This window comes from Zhongshania sp., from assembly GCF_029212375.1.
Taxonomy (GTDB): Bacteria; Pseudomonadota; Gammaproteobacteria; order Pseudomonadales; family Spongiibacteraceae; genus Spongiibacter.
In genome coordinates this window covers 98,666-119,648 of sequence record NZ_JARGNU010000013.1, presented here as the reverse complement: position 1 = coordinate 119,648, position 20,983 = coordinate 98,666, and the positions used below count along the sequence as shown (strand labels likewise).

At 51.6% G+C, this 20,983-nt stretch carries 14 protein-coding genes and 1 pseudogene; 6 read left to right on the top strand and 9 right to left on the bottom strand.

Annotated features, from left to right (window positions below; all coding sequences use genetic code 11):
* The first annotated feature begins 540 nt into the window (after window positions 1–540).
* Entirely contained in the window at window positions 541–2,334 is a 1,794-nt protein-coding gene (locus P1U47_RS13730) for a DUF262 domain-containing protein (RefSeq protein WP_301029660.1), read from the top strand.
* Between the two features lie 66 nt (window positions 2,335–2,400).
* Window positions 2,401–2,886: a hypothetical protein gene (locus P1U47_RS13725; protein WP_301029658.1), complete on the top strand. Its 486-nt coding sequence runs from the start codon at window positions 2,401–2,403 to the stop codon at window positions 2,884–2,886.
* A gap of 264 nt (window positions 2,887–3,150) precedes the next feature.
* Here the strand turns inward: P1U47_RS13725 and P1U47_RS13720 are convergent, their stop codons facing one another.
* Window positions 3,151–3,615 carry a thiol-disulfide oxidoreductase DCC family protein gene (locus P1U47_RS13720; protein ID WP_301029656.1) on the bottom strand — a complete coding sequence of 155 codons (465 nt, stop codon included), beginning with the start codon at window positions 3,613–3,615 and terminating at the stop codon, window positions 3,151–3,153.
* Between the two features lie 43 nt (window positions 3,616–3,658).
* The gene (locus P1U47_RS13715; RefSeq protein ID WP_301029654.1) at window positions 3,659–4,237 is read right to left on the bottom strand and encodes an arylesterase; all 579 of its coding nucleotides are present in this window, start codon (window positions 4,235–4,237) and stop codon (window positions 3,659–3,661) included.
* 88 nt (window positions 4,238–4,325) lie between these two features.
* On the opposite strand from P1U47_RS13715, the gene P1U47_RS13710 reads away from it, so the two are divergent.
* Together P1U47_RS13710 and P1U47_RS13705 are read left to right on the top strand one after the other, a co-directional pair.
* The gene (locus P1U47_RS13710) at window positions 4,326–5,063 is read left to right on the top strand and encodes an ABC transporter ATP-binding protein (RefSeq protein WP_301029653.1); all 738 of its coding nucleotides are present in this window, start codon (window positions 4,326–4,328) and stop codon (window positions 5,061–5,063) included.
* Window positions 5,054–7,552, top strand: coding sequence for an FtsX-like permease family protein (locus tag P1U47_RS13705; RefSeq protein ID WP_301029652.1), 2,499 nt, complete (start codon window positions 5,054–5,056; stop codon window positions 7,550–7,552). The genes P1U47_RS13710 and P1U47_RS13705 overlap by 10 nt, the downstream gene beginning before the upstream one ends.
* A gap of 9 nt (window positions 7,553–7,561) precedes the next feature.
* On the opposite strand, the gene P1U47_RS13700 is transcribed toward P1U47_RS13705, so the two are convergent.
* Entirely contained in the window at window positions 7,562–8,215 is a 654-nt protein-coding gene (locus P1U47_RS13700; RefSeq protein WP_301029651.1) for a TetR/AcrR family transcriptional regulator, read from the bottom strand.
* 308 nt (window positions 8,216–8,523) lie between these two features.
* Between P1U47_RS13700 and P1U47_RS13695 the strand changes: the two genes are divergently transcribed.
* On the top strand, window positions 8,524–9,489 hold the full coding sequence (locus P1U47_RS13695; RefSeq protein ID WP_301029669.1) for an NAD-dependent epimerase/dehydratase family protein: 966 nt from the start codon (window positions 8,524–8,526) through the stop codon (window positions 9,487–9,489).
* A gap of 250 nt (window positions 9,490–9,739) precedes the next feature.
* Here the strand turns inward: P1U47_RS13695 and P1U47_RS13690 are convergent, their stop codons facing one another.
* From P1U47_RS13690 to P1U47_RS13675, 4 genes are all read right to left on the bottom strand, one after another.
* The gene (locus P1U47_RS13690) at window positions 9,740–10,627 is read right to left on the bottom strand and encodes a phosphatase PAP2 family protein (RefSeq protein ID WP_301029649.1); all 888 of its coding nucleotides are present in this window, start codon (window positions 10,625–10,627) and stop codon (window positions 9,740–9,742) included.
* Window positions 10,624–12,195, bottom strand: a complete 1,572-nt coding sequence (locus P1U47_RS13685; RefSeq protein WP_301029647.1) for a glycosyltransferase family 39 protein — start codon at window positions 12,193–12,195, stop codon at window positions 10,624–10,626. Before P1U47_RS13685 ends, P1U47_RS13690 begins: the two co-directional genes overlap by 4 nt.
* On the bottom strand, window positions 12,192–13,253 hold the full coding sequence (locus P1U47_RS13680) for a glycosyltransferase family 2 protein (RefSeq protein WP_301029645.1): 1,062 nt from the start codon (window positions 13,251–13,253) through the stop codon (window positions 12,192–12,194). The genes P1U47_RS13685 and P1U47_RS13680 overlap by 4 nt, the downstream gene beginning before the upstream one ends.
* Window positions 13,254–13,361: 108 nt before the next feature.
* Entirely contained in the window at window positions 13,362–14,288 is a 927-nt protein-coding gene (locus P1U47_RS13675; RefSeq protein ID WP_301029643.1) for a lysylphosphatidylglycerol synthase transmembrane domain-containing protein, read from the bottom strand.
* A 126-nt stretch (window positions 14,289–14,414) separates the two neighbouring features.
* Here P1U47_RS13675 and P1U47_RS13670 point away from each other — a divergent pair.
* Window positions 14,415–15,206: pseudogene (locus tag P1U47_RS13670) on the top strand (SDR family oxidoreductase).
* A 6-nt stretch (window positions 15,207–15,212) separates the two neighbouring features.
* Here the strand turns inward: P1U47_RS13670 and P1U47_RS13665 are convergent.
* Both P1U47_RS13665 and P1U47_RS13660 read right to left on the bottom strand, forming a co-directional pair.
* Entirely contained in the window at window positions 15,213–19,094 is a 3,882-nt protein-coding gene (locus P1U47_RS13665; protein ID WP_301029641.1) for a translocation/assembly module TamB domain-containing protein, read from the bottom strand.
* Entirely contained in the window at window positions 19,091–20,938 is a 1,848-nt protein-coding gene (locus P1U47_RS13660) for an autotransporter assembly complex family protein (protein WP_301029639.1), read from the bottom strand. Before P1U47_RS13660 ends, P1U47_RS13665 begins: the two co-directional genes overlap by 4 nt.
* Window positions 20,939–20,983 lie beyond the last annotated feature (45 nt).

The window sequence follows — 20,983 nt, the reverse complement described above, 5'->3', positions numbered from 1 at the left end:
TTTGCTTAAACATTAAAAATTCATGCTGTTGGTTGTTGTTAACGCATCTATGGACGTCATTCTGAACACGGCCTCCATTATTTTGAACGCAAGCCTCGATCATTCTGAACATGGCCTCCATTATTTTGAACGCAAGCCTCCGTCATTCTGAACTTGATTCAGAATCTAAACCCACGGCAGCTGCAACAAACACCGCACTCGGATGGCTCCCGCTTCTGCGCCATCGTAAAGCGTGAACAGTAGCGTCATGCACATTAACACCGCTGCTCGCTATTTAACTCATTGAAATTTATAAAAAACGGGATATGATCAGGGGAAAGGGATGTTTAACAGAAATAAAGGGAAGTAGTCTTCGTTTGCCTAGTACGCGTTACTAACACTGCCGACATCTTTCTGAATCCCTTTAAATTTTCAATCGCCACTTTAGCCCCTCCTTTGATAAGGGGGCCGAAGTGATATAAGGCGTGGGTCGTTATAACAAAACTGTTATAGCCGAAATCTGCTTCGTAGATAAATTCTAAATTAGAAGGATAAGTAAATATGTCAGACACCGCTGATTTATCAATTAAGGGAGAAAGTATTCAAAGTTTATATGGCTCTTATCTGAAAGAAACATTTCTAGTGAATCGAAGATATCAGCGTAAGCTTGTTTGGACAATTGAAGAAAAGCGCTCATTCCTCGACTCAATAGTAAATGGATACCCTGTTCCGTTAGTACTGCTAGCAGAAGTAAAAACTGATGCTGGACGTAAGTTAGAAATCATAGACGGAATGCAAAGAATGAATGCAATCATGTCATTCATTGATCAGGAATTTGATTTGCATGGGAAATATTTTGATCTAGATACGATGGCGGACACAAAATTCTTAAAAGATAATGGAAAAATCACACAGAAAAATGACATTTTAGATAGAAAAAAATGTGCTGAAATTGTCAGATATCAGATCCCACTTTCTGTTTATCAAGAATCTGGAGGAAGCCATATAGATGAGGTTTTTAGAAGGCTGAATTCAGGTGGGCGACACCTGTCCAAGCAGGAATTACGGCAAGCTGGGGCGGTTAGTAAATTTGCCTCTATTGTAAGAAAGCTAGCATCCAATATTCGCGGAGACTCTAGCGCTTCTGATATTTTAGATTTAAATTCGATGAAAAATATTAGTATTACAAATCGAAATTTAGACTATGGGATATCTGTTGAAGATATTTTTTGGGTAAAAAATAATATCATCACAAAAGAAGCGTTGAGGCAGTCTCAGGATGAAGAGGTGATCGCTGATATCGTTGCGTGGGTATCGGCAGATAAGGGGTTGAGATCGAGTTCTGACATTCTAAATCAGTTGTACAACTTCAACACAGATGGTAGTGAAGAAACGTCTATATCTAATGCGATAGAGATCCAAATTCAAAAAGTAAATGAAGATGTTGTTATCTCAAATATTCAGTTTGTATTTGACGAAATAATGGAACTTGTCAGTCACTCTGGTAAAACTTTTAATTCCCTTCTTTTTGAAAACCAACAGGCAAAGATATCTAGGTATTTTCAAATTGTGTTCTATGCACTATATAAGCTTTTGGTCGAAGAGGAGAAAGTCGTCGCAGACAGGGCAGCGCTCATTGAGCTGTTGGATGGTGCAGGGGATAGAATTATATCGTTAGCAGCAGGTGGAGGAAATTGGTCCGCCAAAGAAAAGCAAACCCAGTCGGACGCTCTGTATGGTGTGATAAGCAAGTGTTTTGAAAAGTCTAATGCAAATGATCCTGCTAGAAATCAATGGGTGACGCGTTTTGAAAATATTTTAATGCAATCATCAACCGAGCAGGCACTTTATGATTTTAAGGTTGGTATGCATGCTTTGAGCGAGACTGAAGCTGAATTAGATAAAGAAACATTCTCTAAGATTATAAAAACCTTAACATCAATGGCAAATACGTTTCCTAATTCTGTAGGATACTGCCTGCTCGGTGTAGCTGATAATAAGTCTACAGCTGAAAGGCATAAAGCAATTTATGGGAAAAACTATATTTCATACTCATCATTTCATATTACTGGTATCGAGTCAGAGGCGGATAAGTTTCACGGTGACATCGATAAATATTTTACAAAAATTGTTCAATTGATTAAAAACGAACCTATAAGTGATCGAGATAAAGATAATATTTCTAGAAACATTACAACAATTAGGTATTTTGACAAAAATGTTGTAGTCATGAAGATTGAATCTGATTCGAAACCTTCGGTATATGATAATAAATATTTCGTGCGTCATGGAAGTAATGTAGATGAAGTTCTACCACAAAACTTTGGTGAACTATTTGCGCGTTTCCAATCATAGGAAGCTATAACAAAGCGTTGCACCGGACAAGCCGGTGAACGCGACGTTAAATTTCAGGGAGAGTTTGTGAGTATCTTGTGGTTAGCTAAGAAAAATGATGATTTCATATCACACTGTAAGTGCGAAGAAAGCTTTGTCGGTGATGCTGGGCAGCTTGACTGCCCTTGGTGTGGTTGTGGCTGGTTATTTTCGTGCTCAAAATGTAGGAAGGCTTTTTCATTTGCAGAGGCGGTCAACGTAAATAAAACTTGGAAAGAGCTGGCCCGTGAAGACTTACTTGGTTTTAGTGGTAAAGAGCCTAATCAGAGCGAAATTACTCAATGGATTGATCATATGCAGCATATGACAAGTCATCTGGAATTAGGCCAAACCTATGTATACCTTGATGGCTGTTTTATTCCAACTGACGAAGAAGATTTTGAATTTGAGGGATTACATGCAAAGCATGATTTCCATAAACCACCTCAAGTCATTGCCTTAGACGATGAAAGGATAGTTAGTGACCTGCTAGAGAATCCTGATTATTGGACTCAGAATGCAATCAATTCATAATAAATTTAACAAGGCTGTGAACTGGAATTTTCCGCTGGAAGGCTCACCCCATAAAGTAGACACCTATTTTTAATAGAGGGACTTCCCCGAGTAATCTAAACAACTCAGCGCTATTCTGTGGCCATCCGCTGTTGCCGAACAATTTTGCTTCCGCTTCGTGGCTTCAAAATGGCCGCAAAGCTTCGCGTTTGGCGCCACTCAATTAAAGTATTAAAGAATATATTCTGTGTGTTTAAGTGGTCGTACTTGCTATTTTTGAATCAATTACTCTTCTGTTTTCAACACAAAATACCTTGCCTGCTGTTCGGCGTTCGGCAGCGGGCATTGCCCATAGCGGCCAAACAATCGGTAGCGATTGCGGGCAATAAGGCTATACAGCGCATCTCTAAGGGGGCGGGGAATGATGATAAATATCAGCAGTGGCCGCCACGGCCACGGTAGTTGCTTGATGATTTGCAGTACGGCGGTGCTTTTTTCAAAGATCTGGCCGTTGGCAATATAGTAAACAGATTCGATGTGGCTGTTTGTTAAAGCGTAGTGTTTAAGTATGGCTGCGCCGGCAGGGGATTGCACGGTGGTGAGTTTGATCTGTTGGCTGGTGTCGAAGCGAATAATAAAGCGGCTCCAAAAATGGCAGAATTTGCAGACCCCATCGAAGACCACGAGCTTATCATCGGCCCCTAAAAATGCCGGCGGCGGCGGACTTGCTTGGCCAAATTTGCCACTCATGGGTTTTCTTTTCCTCGCCTTAACTGGCTTGTCTTACCAAAACTTAATTCAGCAGGGGTGTTAGTGCTGGCAGTACCTTCTGTACTATCAAGGCTTGGGCATCGGCATTGGGGTGTATGCCATCGCTTTGCATGAGCTTGCTGTTGGTGGCGATGTTGTCGAGGAAAAAGTCTACCCAAGGCAGATCGTTGGTTTTGGCGATTTGCTTATAACTATCGGCAAAGGCTTGGGTATAGCGCTTGCCGTAGTTTGGTGGAATTTTCATGCCGAGCAACAGTGGCTGGGCGCCCGCCTCAATACTTAAATTGATCAAGGCTTGCAGGTTTTTACGTAAGTTAATCACGGGGTAGCCGCGCAGGCCGTCGTTGCCACCGAGTTCGATGATGACAATGCTTGGCTGGTGCTCAGCTAATAGCGCGGGTAGGCGGTTTAGGCCGCCGGCACTGGTTTCGCCGCTGACACTGGCATTAACCACGTGGTAGGTGTCTGGGACGTGTTTACTGAGAAGCGTCACCCAGCCCAGTGTAGGGTCAAAGCCGTAGCCAGCGCTGATGCTGTCGCCAAGTACCAGTATATTTTCTTTGGCCGCATCGGCTTGAGCCAAGCGTGGCAGGCACGTCAATATCAAGCACGCGAGTAACACTCTAAGCAACGTTGACCATTGGCCAAGGTGAATAGCGCGGGAATAAAATGAAAACACAGGTTTCAACATGATTCGAGTTCAAAATCTCTGTAAAACAGTCACCAGCGGTGCCCAAGAGCTTGCCATATTGCGAGGGATTAACCTTGAAATCAAGGCGGGGGAGAGCGCGGCGATTATCGGGGTGTCTGGCGCGGGTAAATCTACCCTGCTGGGTTTGTTGGCGGGGCTAGACAACGCCACTAGCGGCGATATTTATTTGCATGGTCAAAACATCAGTTTAATGACTGAGGATCAGCGCGCCGCGTTGCGAGCGCAGCATGTTGGCTTTGTGTTTCAGTCGTTCCAGCTATTACCTGGCTTAACGGCGCTAGAGAACGTGATGCTACCGCTTGAGCTGAGTGGTCATGCCTCGCCGGAAACTGCCGCGCGGGTCTTTCTTGAAAAAGTCGATTTGGCTGATCGCGGCCATCATTACCCGCGTCAGCTGTCTGGCGGCGAGCAGCAGCGGGTCGCCTTGGCGCGGGCGTTTGCGGTGGAGCCAGATATTTTGTTTGCCGACGAACCCACCGGCAATTTAGATGAGCAAACCGGCCAGCGTATTATTGAACTGCTGTTTGCCTTAAACAGCGAAACCCGCACCACCCTTGTTTTGGTAACCCATGAAATGGCGCTTGCCCAGCGCTGTGGTCGCCAGTTTGTGATGCACGACGGTGTGTTGACCGAGGCAGTGAGCAATGCCGAGTCTGCGGATACAGGAATGAAGCAAAGCTCCCCAGCGCAATCCGGCGAGCTGCCATGCGCCTGATGATGCTAGCACTGCGTAATATTCGCCGGGCGTGGCGCGGGGGCGAATTGGGCCTGCTGGCATTTTCGCTGACCTTGGCGGTAAGCATCGTCACCGGTATTGCCGGTTTTTCTGAGCGCCTAAGCCGAGGCATGGAGCAGCAGAGCCACCATTTTTTAGCGGCAGACCGCGTGCTGAAAACCGCGCGCACAGTGCCAGATAGCTGGCTGCTTGAGGCCCAGCAGCGCGGCTTAAAAACCGCAACTGTGGCGAGCTTTCGCTCTATGATTTACGCCGGCGAGCAAATGCAGTTAGCGTCAATACGGGCGGTTTCCGACGGCTACCCGCTGATTGGCCAGCTTGGTGTGAGTGACGCGGCCTTTGGTGATGCGCAATTGGTGGAGCATGGCCCGAGTGCCGGTGAGCTGTGGTTAGATTCACGGCTGCTAGCCCTGTTGGATTTAACGACCGGTGGCGAAGCTGGTGTGGGCGAGGCCGACTTTACGGTGAGTCGCGCTTTAATCAGCGAGCCAGATCGCGGCAATATGAATGAGATGCTGGCGCCGCGCGCGATGATTAATTTGGCCGATTTAGCGGCCACCAAGGTCGTGCAGCCAGGCAGCTTGGTGCGCTATCGCTATTTATTCGCCGGCAGCGAAGCGCAATTGGCTGATTACGAAAATTGGCTAACGCCGCTGCTAGAAGCTGGCCAGCGCTGGGAAGATGTGCGCGACGGCCAGCCGGCCATGGCCACAACGCTTAAACGGGCCGAAGGTTATTTACTGTTGGCGGCGAGCTTGGGCGTGGCGTTGGCGGGGGCGGCTATTGCCTTGGCCGCGCGGCGCTACGGCCAGCGCAATAGCGACAATGTGGCAGTAATGAAAACCCTCGGCGCCCGTCGTCGGCAAATTTTGCATCATTATTTGGCTCAGCTCGCCCTGCTGTGCGCAGCGGCGATTGTGCTGGGTGGGCTGCTTGGTCACGGTTTGCAGTGGGCCTTGTTTGCCAGCTTGCAGGGCCTGATCGACATCGATATTCCGCCGCCGGTGTGGCGCCCCCTGCTGGTGGGCGCAATAACGGCGCTGCTGTGTACGGCGGTGTTTGCGCTGCCGCCGGTGTGGCGCTTGAGCAAGGTGGCGCCGCTGCGGGTGTTACGCCGCGACACCGAGGACAGCAGCGAGGGCATGGTGGCCAGTGCGCTCATTGGGGTAACGGGTATTGGCGGCTTGATGTGGTGGTATAGCGGCAATATTCAGCTCAGTGCAGCGCTGTTGGTGGCGAGTATTGCCTTGGGCTTGCTCGCCACGGTTTTGGTGCTGTGGCTGGTGAGCCAAGCTCGGCGCCTAAGTGCGGGGCGGTCACGGGGCGCACTGCGCTTGGCGTTGGCGGCGATATATCGGCGCCGCTTTGCTAATGCCTTTCAGGTGGCCAGTTTTGCGCTGGCCTTGATGACCTTGACCAGCCTAGGCCTGTTGCGCGCCAATTTATTAGTCGATTGGCAAATGCAGCTTACAGAGGGCGCGCCCAATCACTTCTTAATCAATATTCAGCCCACTGAAATAGCGCCGCTAGAGGGCTTTTTTCAAGAGCACGGCCTTAGTAACGCAGGTTTGTATCCGATGGTGAGGGGGCGCTTAACGCACATTGACCAGCGCGCGATTAAGGATATTGCCGATATTGATGCCGAGCGGGGCAATGTGAACCGCGAAATCAATTTGAGCTGGGCGGCGGAATTGCCGAGCGACAATCGCATTGAAGCTGGTACGTGGTGGACAGCATCCGACTTGGTCGCGACGGAGAGAGTGCCGGTGTCGGTGGAAGCAGATTTAGCCAAGCAGTTGCAGCTCAGCCTAGGTAGCGAGCTGAGTTTTAATATTGGCGGCCAAAGTCTAGTGGCGGTGGTGAGCAGCATCCGCAGCTTAGACTGGAGCAGTATGCGGCCCAATTTTTATTTTATATTTCCGCCAGACAGTTTGCGGGACTACGCCGGTAGCTATATCACCAGCTTTTATTTGCCGGCCGCAGAAAAGCCGCTGCTAACAGATTTGTTGCGAGCCTTTCCAACCATGACCTTAATTGAGATTGATGCCCTTATCGCGCAAATGAATACCGTGGTTGGGCAAGTGAGTGCGGCCATTGGTCTGGTACTGGCTTTGGTGGTGGTTTGCGCCTTATTGGTGAGTGTGGCCAATGTGCAAGCTAGTCTCGATAGCCGCCTACAAGAGAACGCGATACTGCGGGCGCTCGGCGCCAGTCGGCAGTTAATTGCCAATGGTTTATTGCTGGAATTTGCAGCGGTGGGCTTCTTGGCGGGGCTATTGGCGGCGCTGGGCAGTAATATTGCCCTGTATGGCGTGCAGCGCTGGGTTTTAGATATGGCGCCGGTGTGGCATGGCAGCGTATTTATGGTGGTGCCAGTGCTGGGCGCCATGACCATGGCCATTACCGGCTGGCTGTATTGCCGAGTGGTGATAAGCACGCCGCCGCTCCAAGTTTTGGCGCGGCAGTAAATGCCCGCCTTAAACTGCCGGTTTTGCTTGGGGTAACTTGGAGATTTCGGTGGGGTCGGTACACAAACTCGCGATCATCATGCGCAGCGATTTTTCTGCCTGCAGGTCAAGGTCGCGGTGGTAGCCGTAGGTGTCGCCGTGGTCAAGCATCAGGGTTGCCACGCCGTGAACTGCGGCCCACACGGTGTGCGCCATTGAAGCAACATCGTCTAGCTGGCGAATAACATCAGTTTTAAAACCGCGCTCAACACCTGCCCGCACCTTGTAAATAGCTTCGCGACCAGCGGCAAACAGCTCTGGATAGTCGCTGCGGGGCTGCAATACAGGGCCAAACATTAAATGGAACATTTCGGTGTGCAACTTGGCGAACTTTACATAGCTCAAGCCAAACAGCAGCAAGCTTAAATCTGCCCGCGGTTCTTTTTCACTCTCTTCGCACAGCATAAAAAAGCGCCGAAAGCCTTCTGTGGCCAAGGCGGCCAGCAGCGCATTTTTTTCTTTAAAGTGGCGGTAGGGCGCGGTTTGCGAAACACCAATTTCTCGCGCTAGTGCCCGCAGGCTCAGCTCGGCAATGCCGTGACTAATAAGGTGCTTTTCGGCAAGCTCCATGAGTTCTTGACGGAGATTACCATGGTGGTAGGTAGTGGTATTAATAATAGCCATGTTGCGCAGTTTCTGAATCCAACAAAATTGTAATGTTGACACTGATTATGGTCGATGTCATCCCTTAAATTCCCAAGCTGCGGCAACCTCGCCGGTGCTGGTGTAGTATCGCCGCTATTTTACGCTTTTTCTGCACTGCATGTTGCAGCCTCAACTCTATAACATGCCGAGTTGCCCTGTAAATCGCATGGTATTCCCTCGCAGGTAATAAAGTCTGCGGTGGTAGCGATACGGTCACACTTACTTTTTATGCTAGTTCCCCACAGCAGGCTGCAATATTGCACGACGTATGGGAATAGTGATTGAGTATGAGAGTACTGGTAACCGGAACATCGGGGTTTATTGGTCACGGCGTCGCTCACGCCCTGCTAGATCGCGGCGACACGGTGATTGGGCTAGATAATCACAATAGCTATTACGATGTGGGCTTAAAAGTGGCGCGCCGCGACACCTTATTGGCAAAGGCCAATTATCGGGATTTTATAGGCAGTTTGGAAAATGCCGATTTTATAAAAACGCTGTTCGCGGACCATCGCCCCGAGCGGGTGATTCACCTCGCTGCTCAGGCAGGGGTGCGCTACTCCATTGAAAACCCCCAAGCCTATGTGGATTCTAATCTGGTTGGCTTTGTGAATATTCTCGAAGCCTGCCGCCGTCATCATATTCAACACTTGGTCTACGCGTCGTCGTCGAGTGTATATGGCGCTAATACCCAAATGCCCTTTAGTATTAAACACCGTGTTGACCAGCCCGTGAGTCTTTACGCCGCCACCAAAAAATCCAATGAGCTCATGGCCAGCAGCTATGCCCAGCTTTACGGGCTGCCGGTAACAGGGCTGCGTTTCTTCACGGTTTATGGTCCTTGGGGGCGACCAGACATGGCGCCCTTTAAGTTTTTGCGCGCAATACTCAGCGGCGAAGCCATTGACGTATACAACTATGGCAACCACTCCCGCGACTTCACTTTTATAGACGACATTGTGCGTGGCGTGCTGGCAGTAACAGACCATATTCCCAATGGCAAGCCGCCCGAATGCCTGCACAATATTGGTCGCGGCGAGCCGGTGCATATCGGCAGCTTTATCTCCCTGCTCGAAGAAGCCGTGGGCCGCAGCGCCGTGCGCAACTTGCTGCCCATGCAAAGCGGCGATGTAGTCGATACCTGGGCAGATGTGAGTGACTTACAACAGCGAGTAGCTTACCGCCCCTCAGTGGGTATAGCAGAAGGCGTGGCCAAGTTTGTGACGTGGTATCGGCAGTATTATTGTGTTTGAACTTAGAATAATAGACCGGCAATAGCACAGACCGTCTTGACCACTGATACCGAAAATATGGCATAAGCTAGGTATATGTTTTTACTGCCTTCAATACCCTATGAACGCTGGCGTTCGAATTTCGGTGGAGGACGCTAGGCTGCTCACTTAATTGCAAAAATGCTTAGAGATCGATAGGGTCGCAGCCTCTTGCCAATACAGGCCTTTCAACTTTAGTTCGGAACAATACACTTCATTTATCGCAGACGTTTTACGGGGTTTGACTCGCCAGCCTCAGCTTTAAATCCTTCATAGACAAACCACTTAGCTGCACAAAGTAGCAGCTTAGGGCTGCGCCACTCAGTAGCATAATTACGCTGTGCACATCTGGGTAGGCGCAATCGTTGGCGAATAGGCTTATGGCGGCATAAAACACCAAGGCCATTCCCGCCCATTGGCTTAAGGGGTGCTGGCATAGGCGGTGGCGAACAGCGTGGCGGTAACTCCAGAGGGCGGCGAGTACGCCGACACTGCTGCCGACGAGAACGTCGATGGGCCAGTGCACGCCAACCATGACTCGGCTTAGGGCGGCCATAATTAATACGCCCAGCGCGAGAAAGCGCGGGGTATTAGAGGTTGAGACTAGGCAGATAAATCCGGCTAGTAGTCCAAGCGTGGCGGAGTGGCCGCTGGGAAAACTCCCCATTTTTAATACCACACCCATATGATGATATTGCTCGGGCTCAAAAATGCTGGCGGGGCGGGGGACTGGCATACCGCGTTTAAAGAATTGAACAATGAGGGTAACGGGCAAGGCGGCGAGTAAGGCGGCAGGCAGAATTTGTGGGTGACGGTAGACATAAAATAATAATAGGGCGATGGCGAGCCGCGTATCGCCTAATACGGTAAGGCTCATCCACAGTTCATCGGGCAGCTGCGCGCCAACGTAATTCATATTGAGAAACGCGCCGTGGTAGCCCGCAACAACATACAGTAAAAGCGCGCCAGCGCAGGCAATAATACAGAGTGCAAATAAGAGCGACCGCGATTGGCGCAGTTGCGAGGGTCTGGAGTGCCGGCGTGGTATGGGCCGCAGTTGGCAAATGTCGCTCCACGTCATGCGCGTTAGGCGGGCTAGGTGTGGCGCAATGCCGGTCATTTTGCGTCTCCTATTTTGAGTAACACAATACCGCCTTGGCGATAGAGTAACTGCACTTGCTCGGGGCCAAATTGCGCGCGTAAATCGGCCAGCTTGTCGCTGCGGGTAAACACATAGTCGCCGTGGTTGGCGGCGCGGCGCTCGGTAATTGCGCGATGGTAAACGCTAAAGCTGGGCATATTAATTTTGTGGGCGACAAAGTCGGGATTAATGTCGCGGGCTAGCAGGCCAGCATTTTTAACGGGCTGTTGTTGCAGTTGGCCAATGGCTGGAATCAGCAAGAAATAGCAAAATAGCATTTGTAATAGCCCAGCGGCAACAAGCTTTTTCCACATTAAACAGGGGTAAAAACTTAAAAATAGCAGCGCGGCGCTCAGGGCTATTATCGCCAACAAAAATGGGGTGTTAAACACCGCGCTGGCATTGGCGAGCATTTCTTGCATATACGCATTGGCACTGGGATCGGGGAGTTGGCGGCTGTAAATATACAGGCCAATTTGCAGGGCAATAAAACTGGCTGGGAATATCAGCTGCCAGAATTGGCCGCGGATAAGTTGACGGTATTTGGCGAATAGGATGATGAGTGGAGTAACACCGTATAAAACATAGTGGGGTAATTGGGTGCGCGACATCGACACCAGTACAAACACCACTACAAACCAGATTAGCAATAGGCGTTCAAATGGCCGCGACCACAATTGCCGGAGCCGTGTGGCGAGGGTGAGTAAGATGCCGGAGTAGGGCAGCAGGCCAATGGGGAGCAGTACAAAGTAATAGAACCACTGGCCGCCGTGGCCCTCGCGGGTTTCGGTAAAGCGATTAAAATTATGGTCTACCAAAAAGCCGTAGAAAAAGCCGCTGCCCTGTTCCTGCCAAATAAAATAGAGCCAAGGACTGAGGATCATTAATAATATGGCCCAGCCCTTGGGGTTGAATATGGCTTTAAACCAGCGCTGTTGTTCGCCAAGGCTAAAAAACCAAATGCCGCTAACCAGCAGTGGAATACCCGCCGCCACTGGCCCCTTGGTGAGCATGCCCAAGCTAAGCCAAAGCCAGCTGCGCCATAAGTACTGGCGCTGATCGCTGCGTTGATAGCGATAAATATCAAACAAGGTTAGGGCAATAAAGCAATTTAACACGGCGTCGGCAGTGGCGGCGCGGCCGATCATGGTAATGAGCAGGGTGGAGCTGAATATCATCACTGCAACGGCAGCGCTGCGCCGGTTAATAAATTGGCGGCAAAATAGGCCTACGGCGACCGCCCACAGCAGGGCAAAAACCATTGAATGCAGGCGCAGGGCAAATTCATTTAGGCCAAATAAGGTAACGGAGGTGGCTTGTAGCCAGTAAGTTAAAATCGGTTTGTCGTAGCGGGGTTGGCCGTCTAAATAGGTGGCCGACCAAACACCAGACTCGATAATTTCGCGGCTGGCTTCCGAAAATGCGCCTTCGTCTAAATCAAATAGCGGCACATTGCCGGAGTTGAGCACAAAGCCGCAACACAAAAATAGCAGTAGCCACAATGGCAGTAGTTTGCGGCTGAATAGGCGTTCTGGTGAGGGGCTCACAATGGCGACTCCTTATTGCTATGCCAGCCGTCGTCGGATTGGGGGGAGGAGTAGGGGCGGGTAACAAAGTTGCGGCCGTTATTGCCTTGAAAAAATATTCGGCTGAGCATTTCGGCGATCACGCCAGTGGTGATTAACTGCATGCCCACCAATATGAGTAAGACCGCCATCATCAACATGGGCCGATGGCCAATGTCTTCACCTAATAGAAATTTTACCGCCAGTAGCCAGCTCAGCATTACGCCGCCAAGGCTGCCGGTGGCGAGGCCAATACTGCCAAAGAAATGGCCGGGCCGCGCGCGGTAACGCAGGAAAAAAAACGCCGAGATTAAATCGATAATAACCAAAATAGTGCGGCCAATACCGTAGTTAGACTGGCCGAACTGGCGGGCGTGATGACTAACCACGGTTTCGCCGATGCGGCTGGGTAGGGTTACGCCAGCCATCCACACGGGAATAAAACGATGCATATCGCCGTAGAGGCGAACCTGGCGAATAATAGCGGTGCGGTAAATTTTTAGGCTGCAGCCGTAATCGTGCAGGGCAATACCGGTAACTTTGGCAATAAGCGCATTGGCAAAGCGGGAGGGCAGCTTGCGGCTGATGGCCGCGTCTTGGCGGTCTTGCCGCCAACCTTGCAGCAAATCGAGATCGCGGGCGAGTAGCTCGCTGACCATGCGCGGGATATCTGCTGGGTCGTTTTGCAGGTCGCCATCTAGGGTGGCAATCAGCTCCGCCCGCGAGGCGTCGATACCCGCTTGCATGGCGGCGGTTTGGCCAAAGTTGCGCTGTAGTTCAATTATGTGAATATGCGGGCCGTATTGCTCGCGGGCGTGGCGCAGTTCCGCCACGGTGTGGTCTGGGCTGCCATCGTCTACACAGATCAATTCCCAGCGGCCAGGGTAGTCACGCAAGCCTTGGTGAATACACTCAATTAGTGGCGCGACACTGTCTTGTTCGCGGTACATGGGAATAACAACCGAGAGGCTCGGGTAATGGTTAGGCGAGAGGCTTGGGTCTGGCTTTGGAATGTGATTTGGCGGGCGGCTTGGGCTCATCAATATTTAAATCCATTGGCAATTTGCGGCAGGAATGCGGCGGCGAGATGTCGGCAATGTGACAGCGCTAATGCTAAGCAAGAATAATCGGCAGAGAAGACGTATTTGTTACGGTTGCATGGCGCTTTTATTGCCAGTTGGCAGCCTGCGCAGCAGTAGGGCCAATGGCAGCGGCAGCAGGCTGCTTGCCAATAGGTATAGGTGAACATTGAGCGCCGCTAGCAGCGTCGCATCGTGGCTGAGTTCAAAGGGCGCGAGGGCGAGCAGTATTGCGGCTTCAAAGGTGCCGCTACCCGCCAAGCCATGCACCGGCAAAACACTGCTGAGGTCGGCGCTGACGACCGCGAGCAGGGCCTGTTGCAAGGGAATGTCGATAAAGCAGCGCATCACCATAGCGAGGGCGAGCAGTTTGCTGCACCAAATGGCGATGGTGTGGGCGTATATTCGCAAACACTGGCGGCTGGTGCTGGGAAAGAACGGCCGTATTTGGCGTAGCCAAGTTTGCCAGTTTACTGGCAATAAATTTAGCAGGGGGCGGCTAAACCGGAATAGCAGCAGCGGCAGGCCGAGTAGCGCAGTAATGGCGCTATAAACAACGAGGTGCCGACTAATACTAAGGCTAAAACCGAGTGAAATAGTGAGCAAACAGAGCAGAAAATGCAGATCACACAGCCGAATAAACAATAAGCCGCTGCTGCTGTGCAGCATGCTGAGCGAAAACTCTCGTTTCATTAGCAGCGGAAAACTGGCCTCGCCAAGGCGCATCGGTAAAAAATTATTGAGGGCATTATGCAGTAAACTAATGCGCAAATACGGGGTGAAGCGGTGGTGTTTGGCTTTGCCAAAATAGTCAAATACGCGTTGGGCGCGCAGGGCATAGCTTATTAAGGTGAGTAGGCTTAAGGCAAAAATATACCATGACGAAATGCTTAGCCACGGGCGTAAAACCTGTTGCCAGCCCAGTGTGTGCTCTACCCAAAACAGGCCCGCAATGAGAATTGCGCTGGCGAGAAACCAGCGCAGAGATTTAGGCATAATGGCTCGTTAGGCGTGGTGGCGTTAATAGGCGTGCAGCTTAACGGTAATATATGACAGTCAAATGTAAGCTGTGCGCGGGCATCGGTGCCTAACAGCAACAACAGCGCAATAGGAGTGTAGTGAGTGGAATTGCAAATTGCAGATAAGGTTTATTTTGTTGCCGGGGCGAGTCGTGGCTTGGGCTACGCCATTGCTGAAGAATTAATTTGTAACGGCGCGTCAGTTGCAATTGCCAGTCGCGACCGCGCCGCTGTGCAGGCGGCAGCCGAAAAACTCAATACTTGCGGGCAGGGACTTGCGCGAGGCTACACAATGGACGCAAGTTCCGAGCCGAGTATCGCGGCGGCAATCGCCATGGCTGCGGCGGACTTTGGCCGCTTAGACGGTTTGTTGGTGAATGCCGGTGGCCCTCCGGCGGGGCAGTTTGATGTGTTCAGCGACGAAGACTGACAGGCGGCCTTTAATCTCACCCTAATGAGCGCGGTGCGTATGGTGCGAGAAACCCTGCCCCATTTGCGCAAAGCCGGTGGCGGCGCGATTCTGACTTTAACCTCGTCGTCGGTGAAAGAACCCATCGACTATTTATTGCTGTCGAATGTGATGCGCGCTGGGGTAACGAGTTTGGCCAAGAGTTTGTCTAAGCAGTTGGCGGGGGAAAATATTCGAGTAAATAATTTGGTGCCGGGCACTATTGCCACCGACCGCATGCAAAATTTAGATAGCAGCCAAGCGGCCACCAAGGGCATTAGCGCTGCTGAGCAGCGCAGCGCTAATGAACGGGCAATTCCTCTTGGCCGCTACGGCGAGGCGCAGGAGTTTGGCAAGGCCGGCGCTTTTTTACTGTCGCCCGCGGCCAGTTATATTACCGGTTCAACATTGGTGGTTGACGGCGGCACTATGAAAACTGTGTGGTAGCTGCCCTTAATCCTTGCCGTGTTCGATGCGGTAGAGCAAATCCACACTTTGCGTTTTGCCCGATTGGGCTTTTAAACCCAGCGATTTGCTCAGGGTGTAGTCCAGCTGAATACTGCCAGCGGGGGTGAACAAGTTTTGCACATAGCTAATAAACAGATCGGGGCTAAGGTATTTGCCCACCACCAGCGAGCTGTCTTCGTAGCTGTCGCCACCCTGTAAATTCAATACATCCATGCCAAAGGTGTTTTGCAGGGTACTGGTGATGCCCTTGCTCTGCGAAATACCCAAGGCGGTGGCGGCATTCATCACTTGGTTGGCATCCGACTGGCTCATTTCACCGGGCACCTTGCCGGTAATGAGCATGGAGATAACATCGGTGGGCGGCATGGCGGGATCAGAGAATAATTCGCTGCGAATATCTTGGGCGAAGCCGCCGATATTAATGCCAACGGTATAGGTTTTAACCTCGCGCACCGCGCTAATATTTAAGCCTGGGTTGTCTACAGGGCCTTGAAATAATAATAAGCCGCGCTGAATCGATAGGTCTTGGCCATAAGCTTTGTAAACGCCGTCATACAGGGCAAGGCTGCCAAAGGCCTGCACCGCTGATTGGGATTTTTGCGCGATGCGAAGTTTGCCGCCTAGGCGGGTGCTCAGGCCGTAGCCGGCAAATTCAAAGCTGTCGTCTAGGGTGATGGTGATCTGCGTATCTATTAATGTGCCAGCACTGGCGCTAGCTTGGCTCGTGCTGCTATTAATGACCTCGTCGGCCGACACCGAGGTGGCTTGCTCGGGCAGGGATTTAAGAACAAATTTGCCCTTGGGAATCTTCAAACTGCCACGAATTTTAATTAGCTCGGGCGCAATGCCGATATTAATGTCCGGCGAGATGATGACCGAGGCATCGGGGAGATCGACGGCGGTGATGTTCTCGCCACTAATACTAATATTGCCGCTGGGGCCGCTATGCGCGACTTGGGCGTTTTGCTTCGCACTTTCCAGCGAACCCTGCCCCAGCGAACCTTGACCAAGAAGTTTGAGGCGGCCGGTGCCGGAGGTAATGCCTGCGTCTAATTGCCAGTTGCCATTGTCGGCTAAATTGAGCTGGGCCGTGCCGGTCTTAAGGGCAAGGCCAATGGCGGGTAGCTGCATGGTTACCTCGTTGAGCTTTGCCTCACCGCTAATCAACGGTGCTTGCAAGGTGCCGGCAACCGCCATTGCCGCGTTGAGCTGGCCATCGAGCTTTTCAAGGGCAGGAAAAAAGCCGCCCAGCCATTGTAAATTGTCAAATTGGCTGGTGATCTCACCTTTAATTTTGCTGTTTGGGCCTAAATTAATATTGGCGTTTGACTGCGGATTAGCCGTGCTGACATTGGCGCGTAAACTGCCGACTTCTGCAATATCAAAATTGAGTTGGCTGTTTAGCTGCTGGTCGCTGAGTGTGGCGCTGGCGCTAAGGCTGGCGTGATGTTCGAGAATGTCTTCGTTAACACCGGCTTGATAGCGAATTAGGATTGGGTCGGCATTCAGCGCAAATTGGCCTTTTAAGTCGGCGATATTGCCGGTGAGGGCACCGGCGACATTAAATTCGCTGTTCAGCTCGCCCTGTAATGAGGAACCCGGTGGCAGACTGGCGCTGATACGATTCAGTGACAGGGCGTGGATATGCCCCGTTAGTTTGATGTCTTTGTCGTTTAGGCCAAGATCGCTACACAGCTCGGCGGGGGTGGTGTCTTGTTCCTGATTTAAGCAAAAGCCCTTGAGTTGCACTGCGCCACTGGCGGCCACGAGCGCGGCTGGTTCGCCAAGTAGCCAAGGGCCGAGCTGGGGGTGGTTTACAGCAAATTCTTGAATTTGGCCCTGCCATGCTGGCCTTGCTGCGGCCGACTTGCTGGGTTTGAACTCGCGGTTTAGGCCGCCGTCTAGGGCTAGCCGTAGCTGACTCTCTGCATCTTTTAGGTCTAGCGCAAGTTGGTGGTGCTCAACGCTGCCGCTGGCCTGTAAGCTTAATGTGGCATTGTTTAAGGGCGCGGCGCTTAGGCCAGTGGCGCTGGCATTTAATACGATGTTTTGATTGGCCTTGAGCTTTAGGTCCAGCTCGGCGCTCGCAATGGCGTAGCCTTGGTAACGCAGTTTGCTTGCGCTGAGCGCAGTGCTAATTTGCGGAAAATTGGGGTTTTTAGCCGCTGGGGCTTGCAGCAAGGTGCTGAGCGGGCCACCGCGTAAGCTACCTGTGCTGTGCAGCGCGCCGCCGAGCTCGGGCAGTAACTGATTGAGGTCTTTGGCGTCTAGCATCCAGTCTAGGCTGCTGGTGTCGGCGAGGCGGCCATTAACTTGGAGCTGGTTGTCGCCGAGCTGCAAACTAAGATTTTTGAATTCTTGATGTTCATCGCTGAGCTGAAGCGCGCCGCTGCCCTTAATTGGCCGCCCTAAAAACTCGCCATTAAGTGCCTTGATATTGAGGCTGGCTTGGTAGTGATTGGCCTGCCAGCGGCCACGGCTGCTGAGTTGACTGGTGAGGGTCGCTGGCCATTTTGGTAATAGGGTATTGGTGCTGAGGTCGGTGGTGGTTAGTGCGAGCTGCCATTGCACGGCCTCGGCTTTTGTATTTGTTGCAGTGTTAGTTGTACTTGCCGCCGCTTGGCTGTTGCCACCGAGCAAGCTGTTTGCGTCTACGTTGCCAGATAAGAGTAGGGTGCCGGAACTGGTTTTTAGCCTGATATGGGCAATCGCCACCTCTAATTGATTGCCGCTGATTTTGGCGTCGAGCTGGCCAGGCTGCTGCAATAAGGTGCTTAGCATTTCCACCGCATTGCTAGCTTCTGGGCTTGGTGCTTGGTTTTGCGCTGGGCTTGGCGTTGGATTTTGAGTTGGGCTTTGGCTTTGTTGTGCCGCACTCGAAACCTCGGCGGTTTTGTTAAGGGGCGCGCTGAGTTCAGTGTTTAAGGTGAGCTGGTAGTCTTGCCAGCGACCGTCGAAGCGTATTTTTCCGGCGCTGATGAAATTTACGCTAGGCGCTGGATTTTGATTCGCGACCGATTCGGCACTGGGTAATGGGATGATGAGATCCTGCCATTGGCTGCTGAGGGCAACGGTAATGGCCTTGGCATCAATTGTTAAATGCTCGGGGTCAAAGGGCAGCGCTACGCTTAACCGGCTGTCGATGACGCTGGGTTGAATTAATTGGTGTTTGAGCCGCAGCTTAGTTAAGTCGCCTTTGAGCGTTGCGCTACCACTCAAGGGTGGCATGTCGTCAATATTCGCTGCCCAGCGAATTGCCATATTCATGGCGTAGGGCGGCCGGTTTTTAATTTTGCCTTCTAGGCTGATCTGTTGCTTGGCGGTAACAACGCTAAAGTTTTTGATGGTGGTATTAAGCAGGCCAAGATTGCCGCTGAGGCGGATCCGTTCTATGTCTTGGCGGCTGTCGACACGAATAATATGCAGGCCGTCGATGCGCAGATCGGCAAGATTAATGGCGATAGGCAGGCTTAAATGGGGCCATGGCCCTAGGGCTTCGGTATTCGAGCTTGGTGCTGCCGCGTCTGTCTCGGCTAGGGTGATACTCAGCTCTTTAAGGTAGAGGGTCTCAATAGGCAGCCGGCCAGCCAATACCCCCCATAAATTCCAGCTGCTCTGCACGCTGCCTAGTTCAATGGTGAGGCCCGCAAGGGGTAGCGTTAAGCCTTCAATTTGCACACCCTTTGCGAGGCTGCCACTGTAAGCGTCGAAACTGGCGTTAGGCGATACCAAGGCCAAGCTCTGTTTGAGTAACCAGTCGCTGCCGCGCTGGGTGTCGAGTATCAGGTAGATGCTCGCTACACCGAGTAGGGCGATGGCGGCGAGCAGTAGTACGCTGCGCAGTATGATACGAACGAGGCGTTTCATAGGTCTGGCCCCATCGACAGATGAAATTGGAATCCACCGTCTTTCAGGGGAAAGGCAAAATCAACCCGCACTGGGCCAATGGGGGACAGCCAGCGCAGGCCAAGGCCCGCACTTTCATAAAGGGTGAAGGTATTGGTGTCGAAGGCGTTACCGGCATCGAAAAAAGTGGCCAGCGCAAAGTCGCCCCACACGCGGTGATCGTATTCAATGCTGCCCGTGATGCGATGTTTACCGCCAACCACTTCGCCCAAGGCATTTTCGGGGCCGAGGGTTTCGTAGCCAAAACCGCGCACGCTATTGTCGCCGCCCGCAAAGAAACGCAGCGAGGCTGGCAGTTCTGAAAAATCATCTAATATCGTTAAGCCTAAACCCCCACGACTGATTACGCGGCCACCCCACAGCGGGAAGATTAATTTACTGTCGAGTTCTGCCTGAGCCAGACTTACGTCGGATATCACGCCTTGTAGCGCGCCCCGCGCTGCCGCATTGATGCGCCAGCCCTTAGTGGGGTAGCGGCGATCATTGGCCTCGCTGCGCGCCCACGCTATGCCTGGCATGAGTAGGGTGGAGGTGTTGTGCTCGTCGGCAATGTCGTAGTTTTCGCGCAAAAATTTCAGGCTCAGGGTTTGAATCCAGTTATTACTTTGCAGGGAAATTTGCGCAATTTCAGCGCGGTAGCTCAGGCTCTCGGTGGTGTCGGTATCTTTGCGTTCGACACCAGTTGAAAGTTGGATTTTGTCGGTAAGGGGTTTGCTGCCCGGCACAGTGTACTGAAAGCTCAGGTTAGAGAGCACCGGCGAGTATTGGCTGGCCACTTGATAGGTGTGACCGGCGGCGTTGATGCGGCGGTTGCGCAGACCGTAGCTAACACGCGGGCCGGTATCGGTAGAGGCGCCAATACCGGCAGTGGTTTCGTATTTGCGTTTTTCTGCTGTTTGCACGTTAAGGTCAATACGCTGTTGCTCGGCGTTTTGGTTTTCTTGGTCAATATTGACTGACGCAAAATAATTACTGCTAATCAGATTGTTTTGCAATTGCACTATTTTGCTCGAGTCAAAGGGGTCGCCACTCTTGAATGGTACGTAGCGCTGCATAAGTTCAGTGCTGATGAGCGAGGGCCCAAATGCCACTTCGCCAAACCGATAGCGACTGCCGCTATTAAATACCAGCGCAATAGTGGCGCTATGGGTATCGGTATTAACTTCTAATCGGTGCTCTTGAAGTTGGCCGTCGATATACCCAGCATTGCGGGCGCGCTGATTAATGGCGTTTTTGGTGGCTTCGTAAACATCGTGTTGCACAGGGTCGCCAACGGCGACTGGAAGTTTGGCGAGGTATTTGGTGAACACGGGGTCGTTTTGGCCTTCGCCAATAACCCGTACATCTAATTGGGTAATTAGGGTTTGGGGGCCTGGTGTGAGATCAAGGCTTAGCACCCAACAGCTATCGACTTCGGTGTCGGGGGTGGCAGATGTGCTGGCCGCAATTTTTTTAACGGCCTTGCTCAAGGGGTTGCTTTTGAGCAAGCTGGTTTTTAGCGCCCGTTGTTCACGTCGCAGCGTCCAGCTGCCGTGGTAATAGCCCAGTGCTCGCATTGCATCAGAAATTTTTTGATCGCTGCCCCGTAGGCGACTGCGCAGCCTTAATTCCGAGCTATTGCAGTGAATGTCGCTAAGGTCGAGATGGGCGCGAATATTATCTTGCAGCTCAGTTTTTCCGCCTAGTATCTCTAAACTGACGTCATTTGCGGACCAAGCTGAGGAGGCCGCGAATACTGAACACAGTAATATTAAAAAATGCGCAATGCTTGAGTGACGAGTGTTTAAGCTTGAGGCTTTTGACATAAATTCTGAGATTGCCTGTTATGTATTGCCCAGCTATTGCTGGGA